This window comes from Bacillus sp. JZ105 (assembly GCF_053903125.1).
The window spans coordinates 67286-92822 of record NZ_CP096387.1 but is presented as its reverse complement, the minus strand read 5'-3'; the positions used below and the strand labels follow the sequence as shown (position 1 = coordinate 92822).

Genomic DNA, 25537 nt, shown 5'->3' with positions numbered 1-25537 from the left:
AACGAATAATAATATACCACCTGGAATCTTTCCTTGCAATAGTTTTTTTAAAAAAAGTTTCATTTTATGAAAAATAAAAAGCGCCATAGATAAAATGGCGCTTTGATTGATGTATTAGCGGTTTCTCATTTGCGGGAAAAGCAGTACATCTCTGATTGATGGAGAATTTGTTAAAAGCATGATTAATCGGTCGATCCCGATTCCTAAACCACCTGTTGGAGGCATGCCGTATTCTAATGCTTCAACAAAATCGTCATCCATTAGATGTGCTTCGTCATTTCCTTCTTCACGTTCTTTTAATTGAGCTTCAAAGCGTTCTCTTTGATCAATTGGATCGTTTAGCTCTGTGAATGCATTTGCATGCTCACGGCGCACGATAAACAGCTCAAAGCGATCTGTGAAGCGAGGATCTTCAGGATTTTTCTTAGCTAATGGAGAAATCTCCACTGGATGTCCGTAAATGAATGTAGGCTGAACCAATGTTTCTTCTACTTTTTGCTCGAAGAACTCATTGATAATATGACCTACTGTCATATTTTTCGTGATTTCAACACCATGATCAGCAGCATGCTGTTTTGCTTCTTCTATAGACATCTCCTGCCAGAAGTCTACACCTGTTGCTTCTTTGACCGCTTCAACCATATGCAGTCTCTTCCATTCAGGTTTGAGATCAATTTCATCTTCTCCATATTGAATGGTTGTTGTTCCCAGCACCTCTTGGGCAATATGGGCAATCAAGTTTTCAGTCAGATTCATGATGTCTTTGTAGTCTGCGTATGCTTCATACAGTTCGATCATAGTGAATTCTGGGTTATGACGAGTCGATACACCTTCATTACGGAATACGCGGCCAATCTCGTATACTTTCTCTAGACCACCGACAATTAGGCGTTTTAAGTGCAGTTCGATCGCAATACGCATATAAAGCGGCATATCAAGTGCATTGTGATGAGTAATGAAAGGACGCGCTGATGCACCACCAGGAATGCTGTGCATTGTTGGTGTTTCAACTTCTAAGTATCCTTTTGAATCTAAGTATCTTCTCATGGATTGAATGATTTTGCTTCGCATAATGAATGTCTGCTTACTTTCTGGATTTACAATGAGGTCAAGGTAGCGCTGACGATAGCGTTGTTCAACATCTTTTAATCCATGATATTTATCAGGAAGCGGGCGAAGTGCTTTTGTCAGAACCTCAAAGCTAGTCGCTTTAATAGAAAGTTCTCCTACATTTGTTTTAAAAACAGTTCCTGTTACACCGATGATATCGCCTAGGTCTGAGCTTTTAAATAATTCGTAGGCTTCTTCCCCTACACTATCTTTACGAACGTAGATTTGAATTTGTCCTTCTAAGTCTTGAATATGCGCAAAGCCAGCTTTACCTTTTCCGCGCTTTGTCATCATACGTCCAGCGATTGTTACTTGAGCCGCTTTTCCTTCTAAGTCTTCTTTAGAAAACTCGTCATATTCAGCGATAATTTGCGCAGATTGATGAGAACGGTCATATCGTTCGCCGAATGGATCGATACCCTCTTCTCTCATTTTATTCATTTTGTCACGTCTGACCTGGAATTGGTCATTTAATTCTTCGTTATTAAGCCCTTCATTACTCATTTATATCACTCCAATAATGTATTTTGCAGAGAAAAGCAGAAAAACTGCCAGTACATGCACTAGCAGTGAGCTGCAAAAAGAAAGATAGTCTTATCCTACTTTTATACTTTGAAGCTCTTTTGCCTCGGCTTCGATCGTAAAGTCATCAAGAACTTGTACAAGCTCCGCTCTCGTTTCACTTTGATTGATTTGATTTCTCACGTCCGCATTGCCTCGGACACCTTTTAAGTACCATGCCGCGTGCTTTCTCATTTCTCTAACAGCCACATGCTCGCCTTTTAGATCAATGAGTCTGTCTAAGTGAAGCTTGCACACTGACATTTTCTCACGCACGTTTGGCTCTTCTTTCAGTTCACCCGTTTCTAAATAATGAACCGTTCGATAAATCATCCACGGGTTTCCTAGTGCGGCTCTTCCGATCATGACAGCGTCCACACCTGTTTCATCAAGCATACGTTTTGCATCTTGAGGGGTTTTGACATCGCCATTGCCGATGACAGGAATTGATACAGATTGTTTAACCTCTTTAATAATATCCCAATTCGCTGTTCCTTCGTACATTTGCACGCGTGTCCGTCCGTGAAGCGCAACCGCTTGTCCACCAGCTCGTTCAACAGCACGGGCATTGTCGATAGCAAAGATATGGTCTTCATCCCAGCCCATTCTCATTTTCACTGTGACTGGTTTGTCTACAGCTTCTACGACAGCAGAGACCATTTCATAAATTTTGTTTGGATCAAGCAGCCATTTTGCTCCTGCATCACATTTCGTAATCTTTGGTACGGGACAGCCCATGTTGATATCAATAATATCCGCTGTGGTATTCTGGTCTACGAACTTTGCCGCTTCGACGAGTGTGTCTTTTTCCCCTCCAAATATCTGAAGGCTCAAAGGCTTTTCCCGTTCATCAATGTATAGCATACCCATTGTTCTCGCGTTGTTGATCAGGATCGCTTTGTCACTGACCATTTCAGCGCAGACTAAGCCCGCTCCAAACTCTTTCACTGTCAGTCTGAAGGCAGAGTTGCACACACCAGCCATTGGTGCGAGCACTACTTTGTTTTTAATCTCGATATCTCCGATTTTAAACATTTTTCCCCCTCCTTTCTTCTTCAGGAATTGGCGAAAGTTCTTCCACCGTTATATTTAAAGCATCTGCTATTTGACCAACCAATTGGTTTGTTGGTAATCGATTGCCTCGCTCAATTTCTCCTAAGACAGAGACAGAGATGCCCAGTCTTTTCGCAAACCCTTCCTGAGTATACCCTTTTAGCTTTCGGTATGCACGAATTCTTCTACCCCACATGTCTTTTTCCATATGCTTACACCTTCTTGGTCTGTTACGGCATTAATTTGTACTTCGCCGATTTCTGGGCAAATCTCACTCATCGGGACAAGAACGAATAAACGTTCGTACATTCTAGGATGCGGCACTACAAGTTGTTCTGTTTCAATATTTTCACGATTATAAAGTAAAATGTCAAGGTCAGCCGTTCGCGGTCCCCATCTCACTTCTCTTGTTCTGCCTAACTCATTCTCGATTTTCTGAGTAAGAGACAGTAGTTCCTCTGGACGAAGTGAAGTGGTAATTTTCACGGCCATGTTTAAAAAGTCATCTTGGTTTTCATAGCCTACAGGTGCTGTTTCATATATCGATGAGATTAATTCCACTTGAACCTCTGGATGTTCATGCAGTTTTTTGATGGCTTCTTTTAAATAGGTTTCTTTTTTACCTATGTTTGAGCCTAATGCGATGTATGCTGTATTGTTCATGTGCGCGATCTCGTCATTTCAATTGCTACGGACTGATAGTGTCCCGGAATTGGCGGATCTGGTTTGATCACCTTCACTGTACATTCCTGAACGGTCGGAAAGTCCTTTAACACTTGGTTTGCAATTCTTTCTGTCAATGTTTCAACGAGATTGACCGGTTCGCCTTCTACAATGCTTTTGCAAATTTGGTAAAGCTCTGCATAATTGATGGTCTCATTGAGGTCATCCGTTTGTCCGGCTTTACTTAAATCAAGTGAAGCTGTTAAGTCCACGCGGAATCGCTGCCCTAATTTATTTTCTTCTGCAAATACACCATGGTACCCGTAAAATTCCATTCCATTTACATATACTTTATCGATGATAAGCGCCTCCCTTATTCAACATAGCATCCATCATTTTTGCCATTCTTGCTATTTCTTTTACATCATGTACACGGACCATCGCACTGCCCTTTTGAATCCCAAGGCAGACCGTCGCACCTGTTCCTTCAGTACGTTCTTCAGGCGGCAGGTCTAAGACAGCACCAATGAATCGTTTTCGAGAGGTAGCCAGCAGCAGTGGATACCCAAGGTGACAAAAATGTTCAAGTTCATTCATGACCTTCAGGTTATCCTCTTTATTTTTCGCAAATCCTACCCCTGGATCTAATATGATCATGTCATCACGGACACCCGCTTGCTGGGCAATTTGGACACTTTCTTTCAAATCGGCGATCATATCAGAAATCAGATGTGTGTAGTTTCGTTCTGGCCGATTGTGCATTAAAATGATTGGGACATTGTGCTGCGCTGCCACATGTGCCATTTGGGGATCTGCCTTCGCTCCCCATACATCATTAATGATGGAGGCTCCAGCTTTCACCGCTTCATCTGCGACACGGGCTTTATACGTATCAATAGAGATAGGTACATCTAATTCTTTTGTGATCTTCTCAATGACAGGAATGACCCTTGAAAGCTCCTCTTCTTCCGAGACAAGTGCCGCTCCCGGGCGAGTCGATTCTCCGCCAATATCAATAATATGCGCCCCGTCTTCTATCAGCTGCGCTGCATGAGCCAGCGCTTTATCCACTTGATTAAACTTTCCTCCATCTGAAAAAGAGTCAGGTGTGACATTTAAAATGCCCATGACCAATGTCTTTTCTTCATAACTAAGGGTGTGGTGCTTGGCCTGTATGATTTTAGGCTGTTTTATCAATTGTTGTGTCATTGTGTCCACCTACTCTTTATGGTCTTGGCGTTCTTTTGTGTATTGCATTCTTAACTTTGTGGAGATGGTCCGGCTGTTTTTGGGTAAGTGGATGTCTCCTATACCCCCGAAAGGTACAACTCCCTGAACAGAATTGGTCATCCATGCCTCATCAGCTGAGAGCAAATGTGAGACTGGGTATCGTCCTTCCTTTTGCGAGACCCCCATCGCGTGGAGCGTTTCCATACAGTATCGACGAGTGACCCCATTTAAAATGCCTGTATCAAGTGACGGTGTATAGACCACATCATCTTTTCGCCAAAATACATTCGAAGTAATGCCTTCTGCCACATCATCTTCTTTCGTTAAAAAGATGCCTTCTAACGCCGGGTCGTTCCCCACTTCTCTTTTCGCGAGCAGGTTGTTCATATAGTGATGAGACTTGAGACGCCTTGGCCCTTCTGGTGTATTTCTTCTTGTCTGAAGAATGACTCCCTTTTTCTCATCCAAAATAGATTCTGGACGGAATGGAGAGATCATGACAAAAACGACAGGCTCTTCATAAGGATCTGCAGAAAACCCATTGCCTCTGCCCGCAGAAACATTCAAGCGAATTCTCGCATGGCCGCCGGCTATTTGGTTTTTATTCAGTAAAGTATGAATGATGTCGAGTACAAATGGTTTCTCTATTGTGGATTCGATGCAAAGGTCACGTAATGATTGATTGAGCCTTTCAAGATGCCAATCCAACAGGAAGACTTGTCCTGCCAGGCTGGTAAATGTTTCGAATACACCGATGCCATATAGAAAACCATGATCAAAAGGAGAAAGAGTCGCGTCTTTCTCCTCTATATACTGACCGTTCAGATAAATGATCATGCGTTTACTTCATGCCCCTTTTTACGATAGGTTTCAATGAAATTTTTCAGCATTTCTTTTCCGAAGGACGTCATAATCGATTCAGGATGGAATTGCACACTTTCAATCGGCAGTTTTTTGTGGCGAATCGCCATGAGCTCGCCTTCTTTTGTGCTGGCTGTTGCGTCAAAACACTCTGGCAGCGTCTCGTTTTTGACAATTAATGAATGATATCTCGTTGCGACGAGCGGATTTTGAAGTCCTGTGAAGACACCTTTTCCATCATGTTTAATCTCTGACGTTTTACCGTGCATTAAGCGCTCTGCTCGAACGACATCCCCGCCAAAGACTTGTGCGATGGATTGGTGACCTAGACACACACCGAAGATCGGAATACTTCCTGCAAAGTGCTTGATGGCTTCCATACTAATTCCCGCTTCATCAGGACTGCATGGCCCTGGAGAAATCATGAGGAAATCCGGCTTGAGCTCTTCAATTTCTTGAATGGTTACTTGATCATTCCGTTTCACGATCAATTCTTCTCCAAGCTCACCTAAATACTGGACCAGGTTGTACGTAAATGAATCATAATTATCAATCATTAAAATCATACTCTGCTCACCTCTAACTCAAAATAGTCTCTTCTTTGCTCAGCTGTAATGCTTTTTTCACTGCATAGGCTTTTTTAATCGATTCTTTATATTCGTGTTTTGGGACAGAATCAATGACGATCCCCGCACCTGACTGCATAAAGGCTTTTCCTTCTGTACAATACGCAGTACGAATGACGATATTAAAGTGCATATCTTGATTGAATCCAAACCAGCCTATAGATCCAGTATAAAGCCCACGTCTTGTTGGCTCAAGTTCTTCTATGATTTCCATCGTCCTCACTTTTGGAGCACCTGTAATCGTTCCACCTGGGAATACAGCTCTCATGACATCTACCGCGTCACATTCATCACGCAGCTCTCCTTGTACATTGGATACAATATGCATTACGTGTGAATATTTCTCAATCGCCATAAATTCATTCACTTTTACGGATCCATAAGTGGATACGCGTCCAAGATCATTCCGCTCAAGGTCAACAAGCATCACATGCTCTGCGCGTTCTTTTTCATTTTCAATGAGCTCTTTTGCCAGCGCTTGATCCTCAGCGTCGTCTTTGCCTCGTGATCTTGTTCCGGCAATTGGTCTTGTTTCTAGATGAGTTCCTTTTTTCTTAATAAGCAGCTCTGGAGATCCACAAACAATTTGGAAGTCAGGCGTATGCAGGTAAGACATGTAAGGAGATGGATTGACTTGACGTAACGTTTTGTATAAATCATACGGATGAGTGTGAAGCTGTTCATCTTGTCTGATGGATAAGTTCACTTGGAACACATCACCGTTTGCGATATATTGCTTAATTTTCTCCACTGCTTCCCCAAAGGTTTCTTCAGTGAATGGTACTGCTGGTACAAATTCTGTGGAAGGTTCACTGACAGGTGATTGTGCTGATTCTTCTGAAGAGCTTGTCCATTTTTGCTTCCATTCTTCAAGCCTTTGGTTTGCTTCACTCCCTGATTCCGTTTCCTCTATGTGCGTAATCAGCCACAGCGCGTGCTCTTTATGATCAAAAACTGCAACATCGTTAAATACGAGGAAATAAAGGTCTGGTGTTTGAAGATCATCAATTGACAGCATCTTAAAATGTTCGATGTATCTAGCATAATCGTAGCTTAAAAACCCAATTGCTCCGCCTTGAAAGTCGGGGTATTCGTCGTTTGTTTCGGTTTGAAGGGTTTGAAACCAATCCGTAAACGCTCTAAATGGATCGCCTTCTTTGAACAGCACCTCATCTTGATAATGGATAGTCGTTATCCCATCTTTCCCCTTCGCTTTAGCGATCGGGCGAATACCAGCGATGCTATATGAACCGCCGCGTGCACTTTCAAGAAGCACATGATGTGTTTCACGAGCAGTTAATTGCTCGTATCTTTTCAAAAAAGCATCTTTCGTAAAAGGAATTTTGATGCCCATCGGCCTGCGTTGTGTCATGTTATCATCCTTTTTCATTTTCATTAATCTTATTGTAATGCAATCCAATTTATTTAGAAAATAGTATTTGCTTTCCATCTTGAGAATTCATGAAAAAACCCCAGCAAATGCTGGGGTGATTGGTTTAATCGAATTGATAAAGAGGTGTACTGAGGTAACGCTCACCATTACTTGGGATAATTGCGAGAACCTTTTTCCCTTTACCAAGCTTCTTCGCTGTTTGAAGTGCTGCGTAAATAGCTGCTCCTGAAGAAATACCGCCAAGGATTCCTTCTTCTTTCGCTGCTTTTCTTGCAAGCTCAAATGCATCTTCGTTTTTCACTTGGATGATGCCGTCATATATTTCCGTGTTCAAGATTGAAGGAACAAAACCTGCTCCAATTCCTTGGATTTTATGCGGACCCGGCTTTCCGCCTGACAATACAGGGGAATCTGTCGGCTCTACTGCATAAAGCTGGATGGATGGGATGGCTTCTTTTAGGACTTCACCAGCACCTGTAATCGTACCGCCCGTACCAACACCTGCAATAAATGCATCAAGCTCGCCGTCAAACTGTTCAAGGATTTCTTTCCCAGTTGTACGACGGTGAATCTCTGCATTGGCTTCGTTGCTAAATTGCTGAGGCATGAAGTAACCATGCTCTTCTGCTAATTCTTCCGCTTTTTTGATGGCACCTTTCATTCCTTCTGCACCTGGTGTTAAGACAAGTTCCGCACCATAAGCGCGTAAAAGATTGCGGCGCTCCTGACTCATTGTGTCCGGCATAACCAAAATCGCATTGATTCCTTTAGCAGCCGCTACCATTGCAAGGCCGATTCCTGTATTTCCGCTTGTTGGTTCAATAAGCGTATCGCCGGCTTTTAATGTACCTTTTGCTTCAGCATCTTCGATCATCGCTAAAGCAATACGATCTTTGACACTGCTGCCCGGGTTCATATATTCAAGTTTCAAGTAGACATCCGCACTGTCTTCATCTACTAAACGGTTTAATTTAACGACTGGTGTATTTCCTATTAGTTCAAAAACTGAATTTGCAATACGAGCCATCACTAACACCTCTATCTCCGAGTAATTTTATTGTATTAATATTAAATTATCAATTTCAAAAAATTTTGTCAATGCTTTTAGTCCTGCTCTCCATCGTAAAACCATGTGACTTTTGCTTCTTTCCACAGGGTTTTGACATTCGCCTTTTCACCTAGATCTTCCATGGCGATCTGCCTTTTAATCTGGTCTTTGACTTCGTCATAGGAGAAAGAGCGGCCATTTAATTTTTCTTTTAACTGAATAATGGCATACCCGTTTTTGGTCTGAATCGGCTCTTTCGTCCATTCATCTGGCTGAAGCTTTTGAGCTTCTTGTATGTATAGGGCTGGGATACTTTCCTGCTCTTCTGTCACAAATCCAAGATCTCCGCCGTATGGTGAGGTGTAACGGTCGATTGAACGTTCAGCTGCCACGGCCTCGAAGCTAGACCCGCCTTTTAAATCTTTTAATACATTTTCAGCCTCGCTCTTTGTCTTCACGACGATATGGCGAATGCGGTATGAATCATCATATTGATATAAGTCCTTGTTTTTTTCATAAAACGATTTCGCTTCTTTTTCAGAAACGACGGCATCTCTTGTTAAAAGCTGCTCTAATAAAATTTGATAACGAATCTGTTCTTTCCATTCCTTCTCACTTGTATGTCCATCTTCATAGAAATTATTAGACACCGCTTTGAGCATGAGCAATTCACGATTGATCTCTTTTGAAGACACTTCCAGCTTGTTTTGCTTGGCAAGCTGATTAACCACCTTTTGATTGATCATTTGTTCAAGTGTCGCCTTTCCGTAGCGGTCTTCCATTTTCTTTAACCATTCTTGACGCGTCACCTTCTCTTTTCCAATCGACGCAATTTCTTCACCGCTCTTCCCGTTAGAAGAAGCCTGTGACATTTGTGACTTTGTTAATACATATGCAATGACAACGGTATTAATCATGAGCAACACGAGGATAAAAGTCCATACCACTCTTGCTTTTAGTCTCATCTTTCGTCTCCTTTCCATTCTAAAAAGAAAACCCGCTGCTTAGAGCTTAGCGGGTTAATTCTTCACGCAGCTCTTCTAGCTCTTCTTTTGTAAATACATACGTTTCGTTACAAAAATGGCATTGAGCTTCTGCTTGTCCGTCTTGTTCAATCATATCGTCAATTTCGGTTTTTCCTAGGCTGATAATGCCATTTGCAAACCGTTCTTTTGAGCAGTTACAAGAAAATGCGACGGGTACAGTTTCTAAGATTTGAGGCTTTTCACCGAGTACTTCTTCTAAGATTTGTTCTGGTGTCATCCCTTTTTCAATGAGTTTAGAGATTGGTTCAATGGTTGACAGACGCTTTTCTAGTCTTTCAATGACAGCATCTTCTGTACCAGGCAGCAATTGAATGATGAAACCGCCTGCTGCAAGGATCGAATTATCTGGATTGACAAGGACGCCTACACCTACAGAGGAAGGCACTTGCTCAGAAGAAACAAGATAATAAGTGAAGTCATCTCCAATTTCACCTGAGACAATTTCTGTTTGTCCTGTAAAGTGGTCCTTCAGCCCGATATCTTTGACCACACTTAACGTTCCAGATGTTCCGACTGCACGTCTAACATCCAGTTTGCCATGTTCATTTAAGTCAAAGTGAACTTGTGGGTTTGAGACATATCCCCGCACTTGGCCTTTCGCATTTCCATCAGCAATAATGGCGCCGATTGGTCCACCGCCTTCTATTTTGACAGTTAGCTTATTCTCACCTTTCAGCATAGCTCCCATCATGACTGTTGCTGTCATCGTTCTGCCGATGGCTGCTGATGCAGTCGGCCACGTATGATGTCTTCTTTGTGCTTCGTTGATTGTATCTGTTGTGTTTGCAGCATATGCGCGGACTTTTCCGTCATATGCTAACGCTTTAACTAAATAATCCATTTGATTTAAACCTCCTATAATACACCGACACGATTACGTTCATAAATGAGCTGCAGTCCTTTTAATGTAAGGAACGGATCGACAATATCAATACAGTCTGATTCATTTCCAATCAATGTAGACAAACCGCCTGTTGCAATGACTTTCGGTGTTTGTTTGGCTTGCTGCTTCATCCGTTTCACTATTCCCTCGACTTGGCCAACATATCCATAAAGAATCCCGGATTGCATCGCACTGATGGTGTTTTTTCCAACAATGTGATCTGGACGGACAATTTCAATTCTCGGCAGCTTCGCCGCTCTTGTATATAAAGCCTCAGTTGAGATGGTAATACCCGGTGCAATCGCTCCACCCATGTATTGTTTTTGTTCATTGATATAACAGTAGGTTGTTGCTGTTCCAAAGTCTACCACAATTAGAGGCGCCCCATATAGGTGAATGGCTGCTACTGCATTGACAATTCGATCTGCCCCGACTTCCTTTGGATTGTCACACATGATGTTTAATCCAGTCTTCATTCCAGGCCCTACAATTTGGGGTGTTAGGTGAAAATACTTTTCGCACATTCTTTCAAGTGCGAACATCATTGGCGGGACAACAGAGGAGATGATAATTCCTTCTATTTGGTCAAACATCAGCCCCACATAATCGAATAAAGACCTGATGGACATACCAAATTCATCTTCTGTTTTATGACGGCTTGTTTCAATTCGCCAATGGTAGTTTAGATCGCCATTATGATAAACACCTAAAACGGTATTTGTGTTTCCTACATCTATCACGAGTAACAACTTCATCACCACTTTGAATAGTTTCTCAAAAAGAGCATTTTTCGACTTTCTATCATACCATACACGAATTGAGTTCCATTTGTAAACAATTCGAAACCGATCCATTCATGAATCGAAATAAAAAAAGCTGCCGGTGATCCCGGCAGCTTTCACAGAAGGAGATTAGATCTCCTCATCTTCTTTTTTCTTAATGTTTACTTTCACATCATCGTTTTTCTCTTCGTCATCTGCGTATACACGCTCTGGAAGCTTTCCAGTTTCGTAAAGAGATTTAATTTGCTCAGCATCTAATGTTTCAACTTCTAGAAGGGCTTGTGCGATAATTTCTAGCTTATCTTTATTCTCAGTGAGAATTTGTTTCGCACGTTCGTAGCTCTCCTTAATGAAACGCTGAACTTCTTGGTCAATTTCGTAAGCGATCGCTTCACTATAATTCGGCTCATTGTTGAAATCACGGCCAAGGAATACTTGACCTCCTTGTGATTGACCGAATTGAAGCGGACCAAGTTTATCAGACATACCGAACTCTGTGACCATTCTTCTTGCAATGCCTGTTGCACGCTGGAAGTCGTTGTGAGCGCCTGTACTTACTTCACCAAACGTAATTTCCTCTGCAACACGACCGCCGAGCAAGCCGACAATTTTATCAAGAAGCTCTGGCTTCGTTTGGAAATAACGGTCTTCTCTTGGAAGCATGACTGCATATCCGCCTGCCTGACCACGAGGAACGATCGTTACTTTATGCACCATGTCCGCTTCGTCTAGGATAAGACCAATGACGGTATGACCTGCTTCATGGTAAGCCACAATATTACGTTCTTTCTTCGAAATGACGCGGCTTTTCTTCGCCGGCCCAGCGATAACACGGTCAGTCGCTTCGTCGATATCACGCATATCGATTTTCTTTTTGTTTTGACGGGCAGCAACAAGTGCTGCTTCGTTTAGTAAGTTCTCAAGATCTGCTCCAGAGAACCCTGGTGTTCTGCTTGCAATGGCTTTTAAGTTGACTGACTCGTCAAGCGGTTTGTTTTTCGCATGAACTTTCAGTACTTCTTCACGGCCAATAACATCTGGGCGGTCAACCGTAATTTGACGGTCAAAACGTCCCGGACGCAGCAATGCAGGGTCTAGAATATCTGCACGGTTCGTCGCAGCAATGATAATAATACCTTCGTTGGCACTAAAACCATCCATTTCAACAAGAAGCTGGTTAAGCGTTTGTTCACGCTCGTCATGACCACCGCCAAGACCGGCTCCACGCTGACGACCCACTGCATCAATCTCATCAATAAAGATTAAGCAAGGTGCATTCTTTTTCGCATTTTCGAATAAATCACGTACACGTGATGCACCGACACCGACGAACATCTCGACGAAGTCAGAACCACTGATACTGAAGAAAGGAACGCCTGCTTCTCCTGCAGATGCTCTCGCAAGCAATGTTTTACCTGTACCTGGAGGTCCTACTAGTAAAACCCCTTTAGGGATTCTTGCGCCAAGCTCCGCAAATTTACGTGGGTCCTTCAGGAATTCAACCACTTCTACAAGCTCTTGCTTTTCTTCATCTGCACCGGCAACATCTTTAAATTTCACACGTTTCTTCTCTTCTGTGTAAAGCTTCGCCTTACTCTTACCAAAGTTCATGACTCGGCTTCCGCCGCCCTGAGCTTGGTTCAATAAGAAGAAGAACAGGATAAAGATGATGATAAACGGAATGATGGTTGTCAGAACTTGCAGCCATCCATTTGTTTCAGGTGCTGGTTCTACTTTAACATCTGTATTCTTCAGTGCACTGTAAATTTGGTCAACACCTTGACCATCTGGAACATGGGTAATGAAGTATTGATTTTTCTCCGCGCCATCTAATTGACCACGAATTTCATAAACCCCTCTTACAGGCTGAATGGAGATACTCTCCACTTTTCCCGCACTTAGATTTTGCGAAAATTTGCTGTAAGACATGTTCTCAGGCTTTTGATTTGGGGATCCTAACCAACTGACGACCCCTATCACAAGTAATAAAATAAGTATATAAAAAATCGTATTACGAAAAACCCGATTCATTCCTTACCTCCTCCCACAGTAAGCACAACTATGTTCAATAGTATCATAGAAAATCATTCCAACACAACCAATAACCTCATGTATACGTATGCTGATCAGCCTTCGTAAACAGATGGTTTTAACACTCCAATATACGGGAGGTTTCGGTAACGTTCAGCGAAATCCAATCCATAGCCGACAACAAATGCATCTGGTACTTCAAATCCAACATAATCTGCTTTGATGTCTGCTTTGCGGCCGCTTGGTTTATCAAGCAATGTTACAATTTTAATGGAATTTGCTTTACGGTATCGGAAAAGCTCTACCAGATAGCTCAAAGTTAACCCACTGTCGATGATATCTTCCATAATCAAAATATCTCTTCCTTCAACAGAAGTATCTAGATCCTTAATGATCTTTACTTCTCCAGAAGATACGGTAGACTTTCCGTAGCTAGATACATCCATAAAATCAAGTTCTAAATATGTATCAATGTGTTTGATCAGGTCTGCCATGAATGGAAGAGCCCCTTTCAAAACACCAATAGCCAGGGGAAATTTACCATCATAATCACTGGTTAATGTTGCACCCAGTTCCTTCACTTTTTGCTGGATCTCTTCTTCTGAGATCAAAATCTTTTCAATATCTTGTTTCATGCTTTTGCTTGCCCCCTACAAATTTTCGTGCTGTCTATATTGTAATACAATGAGATCGCTGTTTGTCATATCAATTTCTTCAAAAACGGATTTTTTCAAACCTGGGATCCAGATGATTTGATGATCCGAGTCAGTGACGATCGGCCAGCTGTCTCTTTCTGCAAGAGGCACTTTTTTATCAATAAATATATCCTTCACCTTTTTTGATCCATTCATCCCTTTAAGTTTGATTCGGTCACCATTTTTTCGTGAGCGAATGATCAAAGGGAGACGAACATGATCTTTTTGAAGCAAGAAAAAATGATTTCCGTTCCGTGCATCCTTCGGAACATGATTTGATACGGCGATAGACTGTCCATTTGGGAGAAAAAGCTCTTCTCCGAGCTCAACCTTTAAGTGAAGAGCATAAGACTGGTCTAATACATGCGATCGTTCAAAGGTAAACATACAGTGATCATAAGACTTGACAGCTTGTAAACCTTTTGGCAAATCTAATGATCCAGACGGTTGATCGGTATGAGATAACCAGTCTAAAGTCCCTAGAATATGCTGGTTTGAAAACGCTGATTGAGTGTTTTCATAAAGATAGTTTAATATTAGTTGAATGCCTCTTCTTTGTAAAGGCAAAGGCAGGTCAAGCAAAGGCTTCGTTTTGATCTCAATTTGCTTAGGTGATTGACTTTTTATCACTTGGTTCATTTGTTCCTTTGTTAAAGCCTGCAAGTATTGCTCATCTTCAGTCAGCATGTCACTTACAAACTGAAAGCTTTCATGTACATGAGGTGCTTCTTCTTTTAACACGGGAAGAATGTGTCTTCTTACCCGGTTTCTCAAGTAGTCATCTGTATGATTGCTTTGGTCAATGACATAGGGGACATGTTCTTTTTCACAAGCTTTTAGCACGTCGTCTTTAGAGTATCCAATGAGCGGACGAATCAGCCACCCATTTTGAAAAGGACGTTTTGCTTGGATACCCGCGAGTCCTATACCAACAGTCCCTCTCGCAAGTCTCATCAACATTGTTTCTACTTGGTCGTCTCCATGATGTGCAAGCGCTATAAATTGAGCGTTGTATTGCTCCATCAATTGACGAAAGAAAGCATATCTGCACTCCCTTGCAGCTGCCTGTTTGTTTAAGCGGTTTTCTTTTGCATATTGGATAACCTGTATGCGGGACGATTCAAAAGGGATCTCGTGCTCCTTACAGTAAGCCTCAACAAATGCCAAATCAGCAAAGGACGCTTCTCCTCTGAACATGTGATCTACATGGGCTGCAATCAGCTGATAAGAACCTTTGCGACGCTTGTTAAGTTCATGCAGTAAGAGCATGGAATCCGGCCCGCCGGAAACCCCGACAATGACTGTCGTATTTTCAAGGTAAACATCATGTTTTCTCAAAAAAGATTCAATTCTATTCACAACTTCCTCCTCACAAAGAGCAGGTAATTTAAAGATATACATATCCTATCACTTTCAGTAGCTCCAAGCAAAGAAGAAGCCTGCTTTTTTACAGCTCTACAACAGGAACAAAACCACATATGCACAGTAAAGAGCGAGTACACTGCACACGATAAGAATGGTTTCAAAAAGCCCGCCTGATTTTTTACGTGCTGACGTTCTTTTTGCTGCTGCAGCCCGCGATCGTGAAGTCACTTGTTGATTTTGTTTAACAGCGGGTTTTGGCTGCTGCTGCTTTTGGCGCGATTTTCTTGATGCAATCAGTTGTCCTTCTTTCAGCATCGCACTTTTCATGTCTGCTGCTGATTGATATTTACCTTGTAGAGCAGCCTTTAACACCCTTTCATATCGCTTTAATAAAGGATGTCCTTCAATGGCTCGATAAAGCTGCTTTTCTGGTTCTGCTCCTTTTTTGAATTCTTTCTTATACGCACAATTGACCATTACCATGGTCAGGGCAAATAAATCATACGATGGTTCAGCTTTTCGTGTGCCGAACCCCCAATAGCCTCGATCAAAAAACTCGGTATACTCCTTAATTGCCCTGCCCGCTTTCGTCGTTCCTCCCACATCAATGCACCGGATCGTAGCAGGGGGTCCAGAAACAATGAGATTATCCGGCTTTAAGTCACCAAAAATCCAGCCTTCCTGATGTAAATGAGCCAGGCTGGATAAAAGCTGAATCATCAAAACAACAATCCACTCATCACCCTTTTGTTTCACAAATTCAAGCAATAATGGACCTCTGACATATTCCATCACATAAAAGGAACATTTTTGAGGCATACCGGGATAAATCGCATCATCCATATCATAAAAAGAAGGCCCCATGGTTTTCACAGGAGCCTTTGAAAAGGATTTTAATACATTGACTTCAGATGCAATGAGCATACTGTCATCACTCACTTTAAGGGCCGCTTGCCCATATGGCGATTCGGCCAGATAGACAACACCGTTCGCCCCTTTTCCAAGCTCTTTTACAATACGGTAATGATGGTGGTGCCATTTCCCTTGAATCACCGTGCCTAACGGGATGTTAGAAGCCGAATTCATCATCATGCTCTTCCTTTGCTTCAAGCAGCCCTTTGCGTGAACGAACTGATTTGAAATGCTGAAGTGCTTCCCGCAGCGCTGGTCCTGTTGGGGTGATTCCTCCAGTGGTCAGTTTTGGGAAAATAGATGATAATGAATCGAATCGAGGCGTCCAATTCAACACAATTTCAGCATCTGAGTTTTTCCCGGGAAATACACACATCCCAAACTGATTTTCTCCAATTCTTGAATTTAAACTGATGGAAAGGTCGATAAGTGCCTCTTTGACGGTTGGCAGCTTCGGTTTCATACTTGCACTTGTATCAACAAGCACGAGTACTTGAAGATGAACCGTTTCTCCTAACTCATCGACAACCTCCATTACTTCCCCGCGCTTATCAGGTGGAAGCTCTTCAATTTCAGTGTCTTTGCCGAGTATTTGCTGCAATTCTTTATTCACAACACCCTGCAGGGTTTGTGTCATCGCTTTTTTCGTGACCATTTGTACTGTTTGAGATAACTGCTGGACGTAGACAACTTGATGGATGCCTCCGCCTGCGAGAGCAATCCCCTCTACTTCCTTCATCGCTTCATGATCGTGTCTGTTTTCTTCCATTATGCCAATGACATTGACTGTAATCCCTTGTTCCTTTGCCAATGAGGCAATCGCAAGCGGATCTTCCCCGTGATTTGAGCAGCCATCTGTAATCAATAAGATTTGGTTGACGTGACCTTTTCGCATCTTCATTCCTCCTGGGATTGTAACTGAATGCTTATATCCCCATCATCGCCAGAAGAAATTCATATTATACGATATTTTAAGAAATCTCTTGTTTCTCAAGATAGAATGTACCGGTCGGAATGGAAGCCCATTTTGGTGTGTTGTGGTCGAGCCTGATGACAACAACTGTCATATCGTCGTCAATTTGGCCTGCTCTTGTTCGAATGACCTCTTCCATTAATAAATCAGCAATTTCTTGGGGATCTTCTGTTTTAAAGCTTTTCATTTTCCGTTTCACCCACAGATCATGATTTTCAATATGCTTTGGCCCTTCAAAAATGCCGTCACTCATCATAATCAATAGGTCTCCTGCTTTCATCTGTTCGCTCACAACCTCGACTTCGAATTCATCAATAATGCCAATCGGCAAGTTGCTTGCTTGTACCTTCATCACCTGATCACCCCGTTTAATAAAGCTGGGTGTTGAACCAATCTTGAGGAACTTACAGCTCGCATCCTGTAAATCAATAATCGATAAATCCAATGTTGAATAGATCTCGTCTGTCGTTCGTAAAGATAAAATACTATTAATGGTTTTAATCGCCACTTTTTCATTGATACCTGACGCCAATATTTTTTCTAACAGCTTAATCGTTTCATTGCTTTCAAAATGAGCCCGTGCTCCGTTACCCATTCCATCACTAATAGCTGCAGCATACTTGCCTGCACCAAGCTCCATCATGCTGTAGCTGTCTCCAGATACCAGTCCTCCGCCTTTTGCTGCATGTGCCACACCTGTAGCCACTCGGTATGATTTAGCAGAGCCAAATACAACGTGGCAATAGCCTGTTGGATGCTCTGCACACTGCTCTGCTTTGACTAAAATCTGTTCTTCTAAAATATCCGAAAGCATTGGAGCAATGATTTTTTCACATTCCCCATGCCCTTGGCAATATGGGATTCTCATTTCAATATCAACATTTCCCTGCTCCAAGCTATAGATTTCTACTTGCTGAATTTCAATACCAAAGTGCTGAAGCGCTTCTATCATCTGCTCTTCCTGAATAAAATGCTGCTCTTTTTCTCGTTTTATTTCCCGGGAAAAATCCTCCATCACTTGTGAGACCCCCATCAGCTGTTCAGCCACAAGACGCCTGCTGTCTTGGACTTTTTTCTTCAGTGTCTGGTTGGCTTTATAGTAAGCGATCTCCTCTTCGATCAATTCCTCAACGTGTTTTGATTTTGAGCAGTGCTGACTAAATTTCTTTTTCAATTTTCGGTTATGCTCATACGTTTTTTCATCAGATTCATGCATAACTTGTTTCATTAGTTCATAGGTTGTATCAAAGTTCTGCACCCAGCATTTATTTTTCTTATAGCACGTTTGACAGGATCGTTCTGTGATCGTACTTAAAAAAAGATCTACATCCTCTTCCTGCTTCTTCTCTTCAGGAATGGATTCGTAAAATGTCGCAAAACTCTCAGACAGCGCATGAAATACATGAGAGAATTGATCTACCTTTTTTGCTGTCACGTCTCGTACCTTCCGAGCATATTGCTGCTGCTCTTGTACATGCTCTACCGTACCAGGAATGTATTTCGCTACCTTGGAAGTAACTGATTGCGGCGTGAGTAAAAAGAGCGCAACCGCTATAAGTGATTCATACAGTGTGGTCATGAGACCTGCCGACCCTTCCCCGTACAGTGAAATGAGTAAGGAACCCACAATTAAGCCGATGGCTGCCCCTGCTTTCTTCCCTTCTTTCAGCAATCCGCCTAATAAGCCTGAAAAGGCAAGAAGACTCATCTGATAAAGGTTTCCGATGTTAGCGAGACCGAGAATTAATCCTGTCACAACACCGACCGTACAACCAATACTGGCTCCGCCAATAAAGGCAAATGTCAGCACTACATAACGTGACAAAATATGCTCTGCCTGCATTCCTTGAAATGTGATCCCAGCAAGACCAGTTAAAACTGAGGCAATTAAAATCATAAAACAAATAATTTCTTCTACCTTTAAAGAGTGTTTAATTTTCCTGACTGTAAAAATCGGCAGGCTTTGAAGGAAAATCAGAGTCAAAATGAAGGCAAGTCCTGCTTCGACACCCGCCATGACGTAATCATAACTTTGCACAGCACCTTGCTCTAAGTAAACAAACGCTCCCCGGGTGATCAGCATTGAGAGAACAATGACAACCGGTAATGTTTTCACTGGGTCTTTGATGATGAAAGAAACCACCTTTGACATAAGGAGAAACATGAGCAGTGAAGAAAACACAAACAATGCATTTTGAGGTGATATCGTCATAGCCCCAGCGAGTAATGCTAGACAAGCAAGCATCGCCTTATCTCTTTTAATAAGCAGCATGGAGCCAAAGAAAGGCAGAGCAAACGGCATTATTTCAGATAATATAAAGGCTCGTCCTAATAAAAAGCCTAGAACAACATAAATAAACCCTTTATAGAAAAAAAGAGAATGCGTGTGATGAAGAAACAGGTTTTTCATCTTTTTTAACCCCGCACTGATTCTTTCAAACCCCGCTCCTGTTAAATCAGTTCTTCTTTCTAGTTTTTCCATCTTCTCATCCCCCACCTGATATTCGTTGCTTGTCATTATAGCGAAGGTGAAAAAGAAATTTTGTCAAAAGAAGTTGTCGTTTCCATAAAACGTTCGACGCTTTATTCGTCAAAGAGGCATACTTTCATGAAAGTCGATGTCTTTCATCAGAATTTTACGAAGGCACAAAAAAACAGCTTTACTATAGAAAGCTGTTTCGAAGATGACCCGTACGGGATTCGAACCCGTGTTACCGCCGTGAAAGGGCGGTGTCTTAACCGCTTGACCAACGGGCCTTGCTTTATGTTCTAGTTAAAGGATAGCGGCGGAGGGGATCGAACCCCCGACCTCACGGGTATGAACCGTACGCTCTAGCCAGCTGAGCTACACCGCCATAATGAAAATGCGCTAAGAAGCACAAGAACTATAATACAAAGGATTCGCTTGTCCGTCAATAGAAAGTTTTAAATTAAATGGCGAAATCTCAAAAAATGCCGAATGGATCATGAAAAAAAGCACCTGCTAAACAGCAGATGCTTTGGTGTAAAAATATATAGAAAGCAGCAACAAGTTAACCTCTTCTTGCTCCGCGCCCCCCACGTTTTGATTCCGTGTTACGTTTTAAAGATGTTAAGCGATCTTCGCTATCTTTTAAGAATTTGTTCATTTTTTGTTCAAACGATTCCTTCGGACGGAAATCATTTCTGCTTGGTCTTGATTGCTGTTGAGGACGATCTTTTGCTTTTTTAATGGACAAGCCGATTTTACCGTCTTTTTCAACGTTAATCACTTTCACTTCAACTTGTTCACCGACTTTTAAATGCTCATTAATATCTTTTACATAGTTATCGGCTACCTCACTGATATGAACGAGACCAGTTGAACCGCCTGGCAACTCCACAAAAGCTCCAAAATTTGTAATGCCCGTAACTTTCCCTTGTAACTTGCTGCCAACTTCAATCGACATAAAAAAAGTGCTCCTCCTTAGACTTATAAAAAAATCTCATTTGTTCAATTATACATAAACTGAATTTTAAGTGTCAACAAGGCTAATCGCTCTTATTGCCCACATCAAAGATTTTTTCGCCTTTTTTGGACATATAATAGTCCCGTCGTGCCAGTTCGAGTACGTATTCCTTGCTTTTCAGCTTCTTAATTTCATCAGAAATATCTTCCTGCTTTGTTTTTAATTGCTTCAACTCTTTTTCGAGCGCAACCTTCTTCTCTTCTTTTTCCTTTAGTGAAGACGATTGCGACCAGAGGGCACTTATCACCAAGACAGCAAACATGAGCACGATTACACCAAACACGGTAAGCCTTCTAAGGAGTCCGCGACGTTTGCGTTTTAAGCGCTGTGCTTGCTGTTCCATTTGTTTTTGGTAATCATTTTGAATTTGTGCGATATTTCGTTTTCTCTTGTTCAAGATTGAAGGCCTCCTCTCTTACTTTGTCCAGAATTGTTTCCATTTCGTTTTGATGGTACCAGATAATTTCTTGGCCCCTTGTAAAATTCCTGCTCCTTTTGCGAAAAACAATCTCATTGATGTTCGCCATTTTTCGGGAATCCGATGAATAATGGTCACATTGAGTAACCAGATGAGCGGATAACAAACAATCGACAGCACCTTCCACACGAGCCGAAACGTAAAACGAACTAGACGTAAGAGCGAGTGGAGCAAGAACAGAAAAGCACTTATGACCAATGTGATCATCCAGCGTATTGGCTGGAAGACAACCGACATAACCAGCCTTTTTAGGAAGAGAACGGTCTGATATACACACATCATGATAAACTTGAGAATCTTGAGATACAGATGTTTCATCAATGCCTGATACATCGAGAAACCTAGAGCAACGGCTAGAAAAATATAAAGCCTGAATTCTCCCTCATTTGTCAGCAGCAGGACGTAAAAGAATAAGAGACCCTGTACCATCCAAAAAAGGAGATCGTGGATAGCCAAAAGCCATTTTGCTGTTTTTTCCCGGTTCACAAACAGCTTGTACGTATCAAGCGATGCGCCCAGCCAGATGCCCATCGCCGCCATGGAAAGCATCGTATAAAACTGGACTGTCAGCGTCATTTAAACAGCTTGCTAAAAAATCCTTTAGCTTTCTCCCCGTGCTGCTCATCAACATAGATTAAATCAAAGACACGCCCTTTGATCGACACAACGCCCTTTTCGACGTCTAGGTTTTTCATTTGCAGATTTTCTCCGCGGATGGCGAGTATCCCCATGACCGTCTCCAGCAGAAATTCCTCACTATCAAAGCTTTCCACTTGTTTGACACCAGTAATATCTAAATGCTTTCTGTTTCGCATTGTGACATTGTGCTCCGCGTCTGATGACAGCTTCGTGCCTTGAGGTTGATTATAATATTGATTCATCTATACATCCCCCATATCTCATACTTGCATGTTACTGCATTGTATGTGATAAGAGGGTCATTTAGAACAAGCCCTATTCTGCTGTTTTTTCTTCTTTAAGCACAGTATACATGCCAGCTGCTTCTTCTTTTTTCGTCGTGTCCTTTAACTCGTTGACTTGAACAGTCACCAGTTTTTGACCAAAGCGGATTTTCAGCTCATCTCCTTCTTTCACGTCAGAGCTTGCTTTCGCCTGTGTCCCGTTAATAGAAATCCTGCCTTGATCAGCTACTTCTTTTGCCAATGTTCTTCTTTTAATTAAACGGGACACTTTTAAAAATTTATCTAGTCTCATGTGTGTTCACCTCTTTCTATGCGTTTCGCATCGTTCCATAGATCGTCCATTTCCTCTAGCGTTAAGTCATCTAATGAACGGCCCATGTCCTTTGCTTTTTGTTCGATATGCTGAAAGCGCCGTATGAATTTTGTGTTGGCAGAAGCGAGTGCCGTTTCAGGCTCTAGGTGATAGAACCTGCCAATATTGACGAGAACAAACAAAAGATCTCCAAATTCATCTTTCATTTGCTTCGTTGCACCTTCGTCCGTCTTCTCTGCCACTTCAACGAGAAATTCCTGCTTTTCTTCTTCGTATTTGTTCCAAATATCTTGAACATCTGTCCAATCAAAGCCTACTTTGGCAGCTTTCTTTTGGAGCTTATATGCCTTTGTTAGTGCCGGAAGTGTCGCCGGAATCGATTGCAAAATAGAACCGGTCCGCTCTGGCTTCTCCTGCTGTTTGATTTTTTCCCAGTTGGCCACCACATCTGCTGCCTCAGAAACATTCGTGTCACCAAACACATGGGGGTGGCGTCGAATCATTTTTTCTGTGACATGCTGAATGACGTCATCGATTGAGAAATAACCGTCATCTTCGCCAATTTGAGCGTGAAGCAGCACCTGCAGCAGCACATCGCCAAGCTCTTCCACCATATGATCTGGGTCATCTTCATCTATCGCTTCAAGCAGTTCATAGCATTCTTCAATTAAATATGGTTTGAGTGATTCATTGGTTTGTTTTTGATCCCATGGACAGCCGCCCGGACCTCTTAATGTACGTATGACGTCACGGAAGGTGTCAAATTGTTGATAAAGCAGCTGTTCATCTTGAATTGGAGGAACATAAACACTCGTTAAGTTATTTATCGACACATCTCGATCAAGTTCAAATAAAGGAACGGCAGTAATTTGTTCCTGACTGCTTCCAGCTGCAGTCACAATATAAACTTCATAATCGTCGGGGAGCTTTTCCATCAGCGTGAGTTTCACATTCGAAGCTGTCATCTGATCATATACCTGACAAATCAGGACGTGCTGGGTTAGTTTCAGATCATCCGCTCTCATATCCCCTGCATCAACGAATTGTAATCCCTCGATGGGGTCAATCTGCAAGGAGTTGAATGTCGCATCTAGAAAGCTTTGTCCACCAGCGACAGACACCTCAACCCCGCGCTCTTTCTGCCCGGCGACGAGCATCTGTACGGTCTTTTCTGCCACAAATGGATGACCAGGTACTGCGTACACAATGTCTTTTTCCGCTGCCTCTGCAAATAATATTTCGGTAATTTCCTGATACACCTGATCAAACTGATCATGCTTTTCATAAATCTCATCAAAAAAGGTGAGAGATGGGACCTCCTGCATTAACTCTGCGGTAAGCGGATGATCCTGCGTTCTCATAAATACTTCTTTCGCCTGCTTCAGCTGCTTATATACACCGAGCGTCAGCTGATCCATGTCGCCTGCCCCGAGACCGACGACGGTAATCTTACCTGCCATTTTGATTCCCTCTCATCTGTTTAAAATATAAAATCTTTTCTCCTAATGGAATGAGTCTCCATTCCTCGTCCGTAAATACTTCCAGCTTAAGAATACTATATAAAAAGGCGAAACCACCAATAAAAACTGATGTCAGGCTCTCTAAAACGGAAAACGGGCGTTTTTCAAAGGGGATGACCCATGAAAACAGAGCCTGATATCCTATTAAGATCACAGCCATGAAGGCGGCTGATAAAAGAATTTTCACCGGGAACAGCTCTCTCAATGAAATCCATCCTTTATGCTTCAAATAAACGGCATTGAGCACGGCTGCTGTGAGAAAACCACATACAGTTGACCACGCGGCACCGTGGATGCCAAATAACGGTACAAGCGCAATCGTTAGAATCCATTTCACCAGCACGCTGAGGACCACCACAACAGCAGGATACACAGTATGCCCGAGCCCTTGCAGTAAAGCCGCCTGCGTAATGGCAATCGACGTAAAGGCGATCGATATACAAAATATTTGCAAGGCATCGGTGCCTAAGTCATTACGAAAAAGCATTGTATTGACTGGTGATAAAATACAAATCAGTCCAACCGCTGACCCTATCCCTAATACCGAAGTGGTCTTAACCGATGATCGAACTTTTTGCCGTATCGTTTCATGCTCTCCATTCCTCATGGCTGCAGATAAAAATGGCACAAGAGAGGTTCCGATGCTGATGGCAAACACCGTTCCGAGCTGTAAGAAAGGCTGGCCTCGGTCATATACACCTTTCGCCGCCTTTGCCGCCGCTTCACTGAGACCCTCGCTGCGCAGCAGCGCATACAGATGAAAAGCATCAATCATTTGCATCCATAAAATGAGCAAACCGCTGACACAAATCGTCAATGTATACAGCACCAAACTCTTCATAACATCTTTTTTTCGAAGTGTCGCCTGTTTGCCTGACATACTTGCAGCAGACTGCTTTCGATAGGTCAGCCAAAGGAAAAGAAGCAAAATGAGCGAGGCTGCACTTCCTGCGATAGAAGAGAACACCGCACCCGCCCCTGTTTCATAAAGCGAATAGCCGTGCCTCACGAAATAGAAGGATAAAACAAGCAGGACACCTACCCTGATGAGCTGCTCAACCAATTGAGAAACAGCTGTTGGAAGCATCAGACCGTCACTCTGAAAAACTCCCCTCAGCATCACGGTGAGCGGCAGAAATAGAAAAACAAAAGCACTCATCTGAATGAGCAGAATTAATTGACTGTCTGCCATAAGACTCGCAATTGTGCCTGCTCCTATGTAAAGACAAAGAAATAAGACCAGGCTCAGTAAAGTGATATAGACCAAGGATACCCTTGTAATGATCCGTCGATTCTCTTCCCCATGCTCACTCAAAAGCTTGGACACCATGACAGGAAAACCTGTTGTACCAAGCATGATGGCAATGCCAAGGAAAGGATATACCTGCTGATAAATATAAAACCCTGTGTCCCCTACGATGTTTTGAAACGGGACACGGTAAACGGCACTTAATATCTTTGATAACAAGCCTGCGATGGTCAAAATCACCGCACCCTGGAAAAGCCAATGCGGCTGATTCACAGCATTTTTCATGGATGACTCCTTTAAAATAAATCTACAGTTAAACGCACTCATTATAACA

At 42.4% G+C, this 25537-nt stretch carries 25 protein-coding genes, 2 tRNA genes and 1 pseudogene; all 28 read right to left on the bottom strand.

Annotation, left to right across the window (positions count from 1 at the left end; translation table 11 throughout):
- Positions 1-114: 114 nt before the first annotated feature.
- The 28 genes and pseudogenes from lysS to M1D81_RS00355 all read right to left on the bottom strand — a co-directional run bounded on the left by lysS (position 115) and on the right by M1D81_RS00355 (position 25488).
- A complete protein-coding gene (gene lysS / locus M1D81_RS00490) occupies positions 115-1614 on the bottom strand; it encodes a lysine--tRNA ligase (protein ID WP_024427180.1) in 1500 nt (499 codons plus the stop codon).
- Between the two features lie 90 nt (positions 1615-1704).
- The gene (dusB, locus tag M1D81_RS00485) at positions 1705-2706 is read right to left on the bottom strand and encodes a tRNA dihydrouridine synthase DusB (RefSeq protein WP_024425662.1); all 1002 of its coding nucleotides are present in this window, start codon (positions 2704-2706) and stop codon (positions 1705-1707) included.
- Positions 2699-2932, bottom strand: a complete 234-nt coding sequence (locus M1D81_RS00480) for a helix-turn-helix domain-containing protein (RefSeq protein WP_456265933.1) — start codon at positions 2930-2932, stop codon at positions 2699-2701. Before M1D81_RS00480 ends, dusB begins: the two co-directional genes overlap by 8 nt.
- Positions 2884-3387, bottom strand: a complete 504-nt coding sequence (folK, locus tag M1D81_RS00475; protein WP_456265934.1) for a 2-amino-4-hydroxy-6-hydroxymethyldihydropteridine diphosphokinase — start codon at positions 3385-3387, stop codon at positions 2884-2886. Before folK ends, M1D81_RS00480 begins: the two co-directional genes overlap by 49 nt.
- On the bottom strand, positions 3384-3746 hold the full coding sequence (gene folB / locus M1D81_RS00470) for a dihydroneopterin aldolase (protein WP_024425659.1): 363 nt from the start codon (positions 3744-3746) through the stop codon (positions 3384-3386). The genes folK and folB overlap by 4 nt, the downstream gene beginning before the upstream one ends.
- Positions 3739-4596 carry a dihydropteroate synthase gene (folP, locus tag M1D81_RS00465; RefSeq protein WP_048239579.1) on the bottom strand — a complete coding sequence of 286 codons (858 nt, stop codon included), beginning with the start codon at positions 4594-4596 and terminating at the stop codon, positions 3739-3741. The genes folB and folP overlap by 8 nt, the downstream gene beginning before the upstream one ends.
- Positions 4597-4605: 9 nt before the next feature.
- Positions 4606-5454 (bottom strand): aminodeoxychorismate lyase, encoded by an 849-nt coding sequence (gene pabC / locus M1D81_RS00460; RefSeq protein WP_456265935.1) that lies wholly within the window; start codon positions 5452-5454, stop codon positions 4606-4608.
- Positions 5451-6044 (bottom strand): aminodeoxychorismate/anthranilate synthase component II, encoded by a 594-nt coding sequence (gene pabA / locus M1D81_RS00455; protein ID WP_456265936.1) that lies wholly within the window; start codon positions 6042-6044, stop codon positions 5451-5453. Before pabA ends, pabC begins: the two co-directional genes overlap by 4 nt.
- A gap of 13 nt (positions 6045-6057) precedes the next feature.
- Entirely contained in the window at positions 6058-7476 is a 1419-nt protein-coding gene (locus M1D81_RS00450; protein WP_456265937.1) for an anthranilate synthase component I family protein, read from the bottom strand.
- Between the two features lie 124 nt (positions 7477-7600).
- Entirely contained in the window at positions 7601-8524 is a 924-nt protein-coding gene (cysK, locus tag M1D81_RS00445; protein WP_024425655.1) for a cysteine synthase A, read from the bottom strand.
- A gap of 77 nt (positions 8525-8601) precedes the next feature.
- Positions 8602-9510, bottom strand: coding sequence for a peptidyl-prolyl cis-trans isomerase (locus M1D81_RS00440; protein ID WP_342474624.1), 909 nt, complete (start codon positions 9508-9510; stop codon positions 8602-8604).
- A 46-nt stretch (positions 9511-9556) separates the two neighbouring features.
- Positions 9557-10432, bottom strand: a complete 876-nt coding sequence (hslO, locus tag M1D81_RS00435; protein ID WP_456265938.1) for an Hsp33 family molecular chaperone HslO — start codon at positions 10430-10432, stop codon at positions 9557-9559.
- Between the two features lie 14 nt (positions 10433-10446).
- A complete protein-coding gene (locus M1D81_RS00430; protein WP_251221149.1) occupies positions 10447-11223 on the bottom strand; it encodes a type III pantothenate kinase in 777 nt (258 codons plus the stop codon).
- Positions 11224-11385: 162 nt separating this feature from the next.
- Complete coding sequence (gene ftsH, locus M1D81_RS00425) at positions 11386-13287, bottom strand: ATP-dependent zinc metalloprotease FtsH (RefSeq protein WP_456265939.1); 1902 nt, start codon at positions 13285-13287, stop codon at positions 11386-11388.
- A gap of 95 nt (positions 13288-13382) precedes the next feature.
- Positions 13383-13922, bottom strand: coding sequence for a hypoxanthine phosphoribosyltransferase (gene hpt, locus M1D81_RS00420; RefSeq protein ID WP_008357399.1), 540 nt, complete (start codon positions 13920-13922; stop codon positions 13383-13385).
- Positions 13919-15341 (bottom strand): annotated as a pseudogene (gene tilS / locus M1D81_RS00415) (tRNA lysidine(34) synthetase TilS). The gene hpt and the pseudogene tilS overlap by 4 nt, the downstream one beginning before the upstream one ends.
- Positions 15342-15437: 96 nt before the next feature.
- Entirely contained in the window at positions 15438-16433 is a 996-nt protein-coding gene (locus M1D81_RS00410; RefSeq protein WP_456265940.1) for a protein kinase domain-containing protein, read from the bottom strand.
- Positions 16417-17154, bottom strand: coding sequence for a vWA domain-containing protein (locus M1D81_RS00405; RefSeq protein ID WP_034325063.1), 738 nt, complete (start codon positions 17152-17154; stop codon positions 16417-16419). The genes M1D81_RS00410 and M1D81_RS00405 overlap by 17 nt, the downstream gene beginning before the upstream one ends.
- A gap of 76 nt (positions 17155-17230) precedes the next feature.
- Entirely contained in the window at positions 17231-19714 is a 2484-nt protein-coding gene (spoIIE, locus tag M1D81_RS00400; protein WP_456265941.1) for a stage II sporulation protein E, read from the bottom strand.
- A 203-nt stretch (positions 19715-19917) separates the two neighbouring features.
- Positions 19918-19989 (bottom strand) — tRNA-Glu (locus M1D81_RS00395).
- Positions 19990-20013: 24 nt separating this feature from the next.
- Positions 20014-20087: transfer RNA gene (locus M1D81_RS00390), tRNA-Met, on the bottom strand.
- Positions 20088-20264: 177 nt separating this feature from the next.
- Positions 20265-20660: a S1 domain-containing RNA-binding protein gene (locus M1D81_RS00385; protein WP_008357409.1), complete on the bottom strand. Its 396-nt coding sequence runs from the start codon at positions 20658-20660 to the stop codon at positions 20265-20267.
- Between the two features lie 82 nt (positions 20661-20742).
- The gene (locus tag M1D81_RS00380; protein WP_456265942.1) at positions 20743-21117 is read right to left on the bottom strand and encodes an FtsB family cell division protein; all 375 of its coding nucleotides are present in this window, start codon (positions 21115-21117) and stop codon (positions 20743-20745) included.
- A gap of 18 nt (positions 21118-21135) precedes the next feature.
- On the bottom strand, positions 21136-21774 hold the full coding sequence (gene yabQ, locus M1D81_RS00375) for a spore cortex biosynthesis protein YabQ (RefSeq protein WP_456265943.1): 639 nt from the start codon (positions 21772-21774) through the stop codon (positions 21136-21138).
- Entirely contained in the window at positions 21771-22079 is a 309-nt protein-coding gene (gene yabP, locus M1D81_RS00370) for a sporulation protein YabP (protein WP_024425646.1), read from the bottom strand. Before yabP ends, yabQ begins: the two co-directional genes overlap by 4 nt.
- Positions 22080-22152: 73 nt before the next feature.
- Positions 22153-22413, bottom strand: a complete 261-nt coding sequence (locus tag M1D81_RS00365; protein WP_003217975.1) for an RNA-binding S4 domain-containing protein — start codon at positions 22411-22413, stop codon at positions 22153-22155.
- Complete coding sequence (gene yabN / locus M1D81_RS00360; RefSeq protein WP_456265944.1) at positions 22410-23894, bottom strand: bifunctional methyltransferase/pyrophosphohydrolase YabN; 1485 nt, start codon at positions 23892-23894, stop codon at positions 22410-22412. The genes M1D81_RS00365 and yabN overlap by 4 nt, the downstream gene beginning before the upstream one ends.
- On the bottom strand, positions 23884-25488 hold the full coding sequence (locus M1D81_RS00355; protein ID WP_456265945.1) for a putative polysaccharide biosynthesis protein: 1605 nt from the start codon (positions 25486-25488) through the stop codon (positions 23884-23886). Before M1D81_RS00355 ends, yabN begins: the two co-directional genes overlap by 11 nt.
- Positions 25489-25537 lie beyond the last annotated feature (49 nt).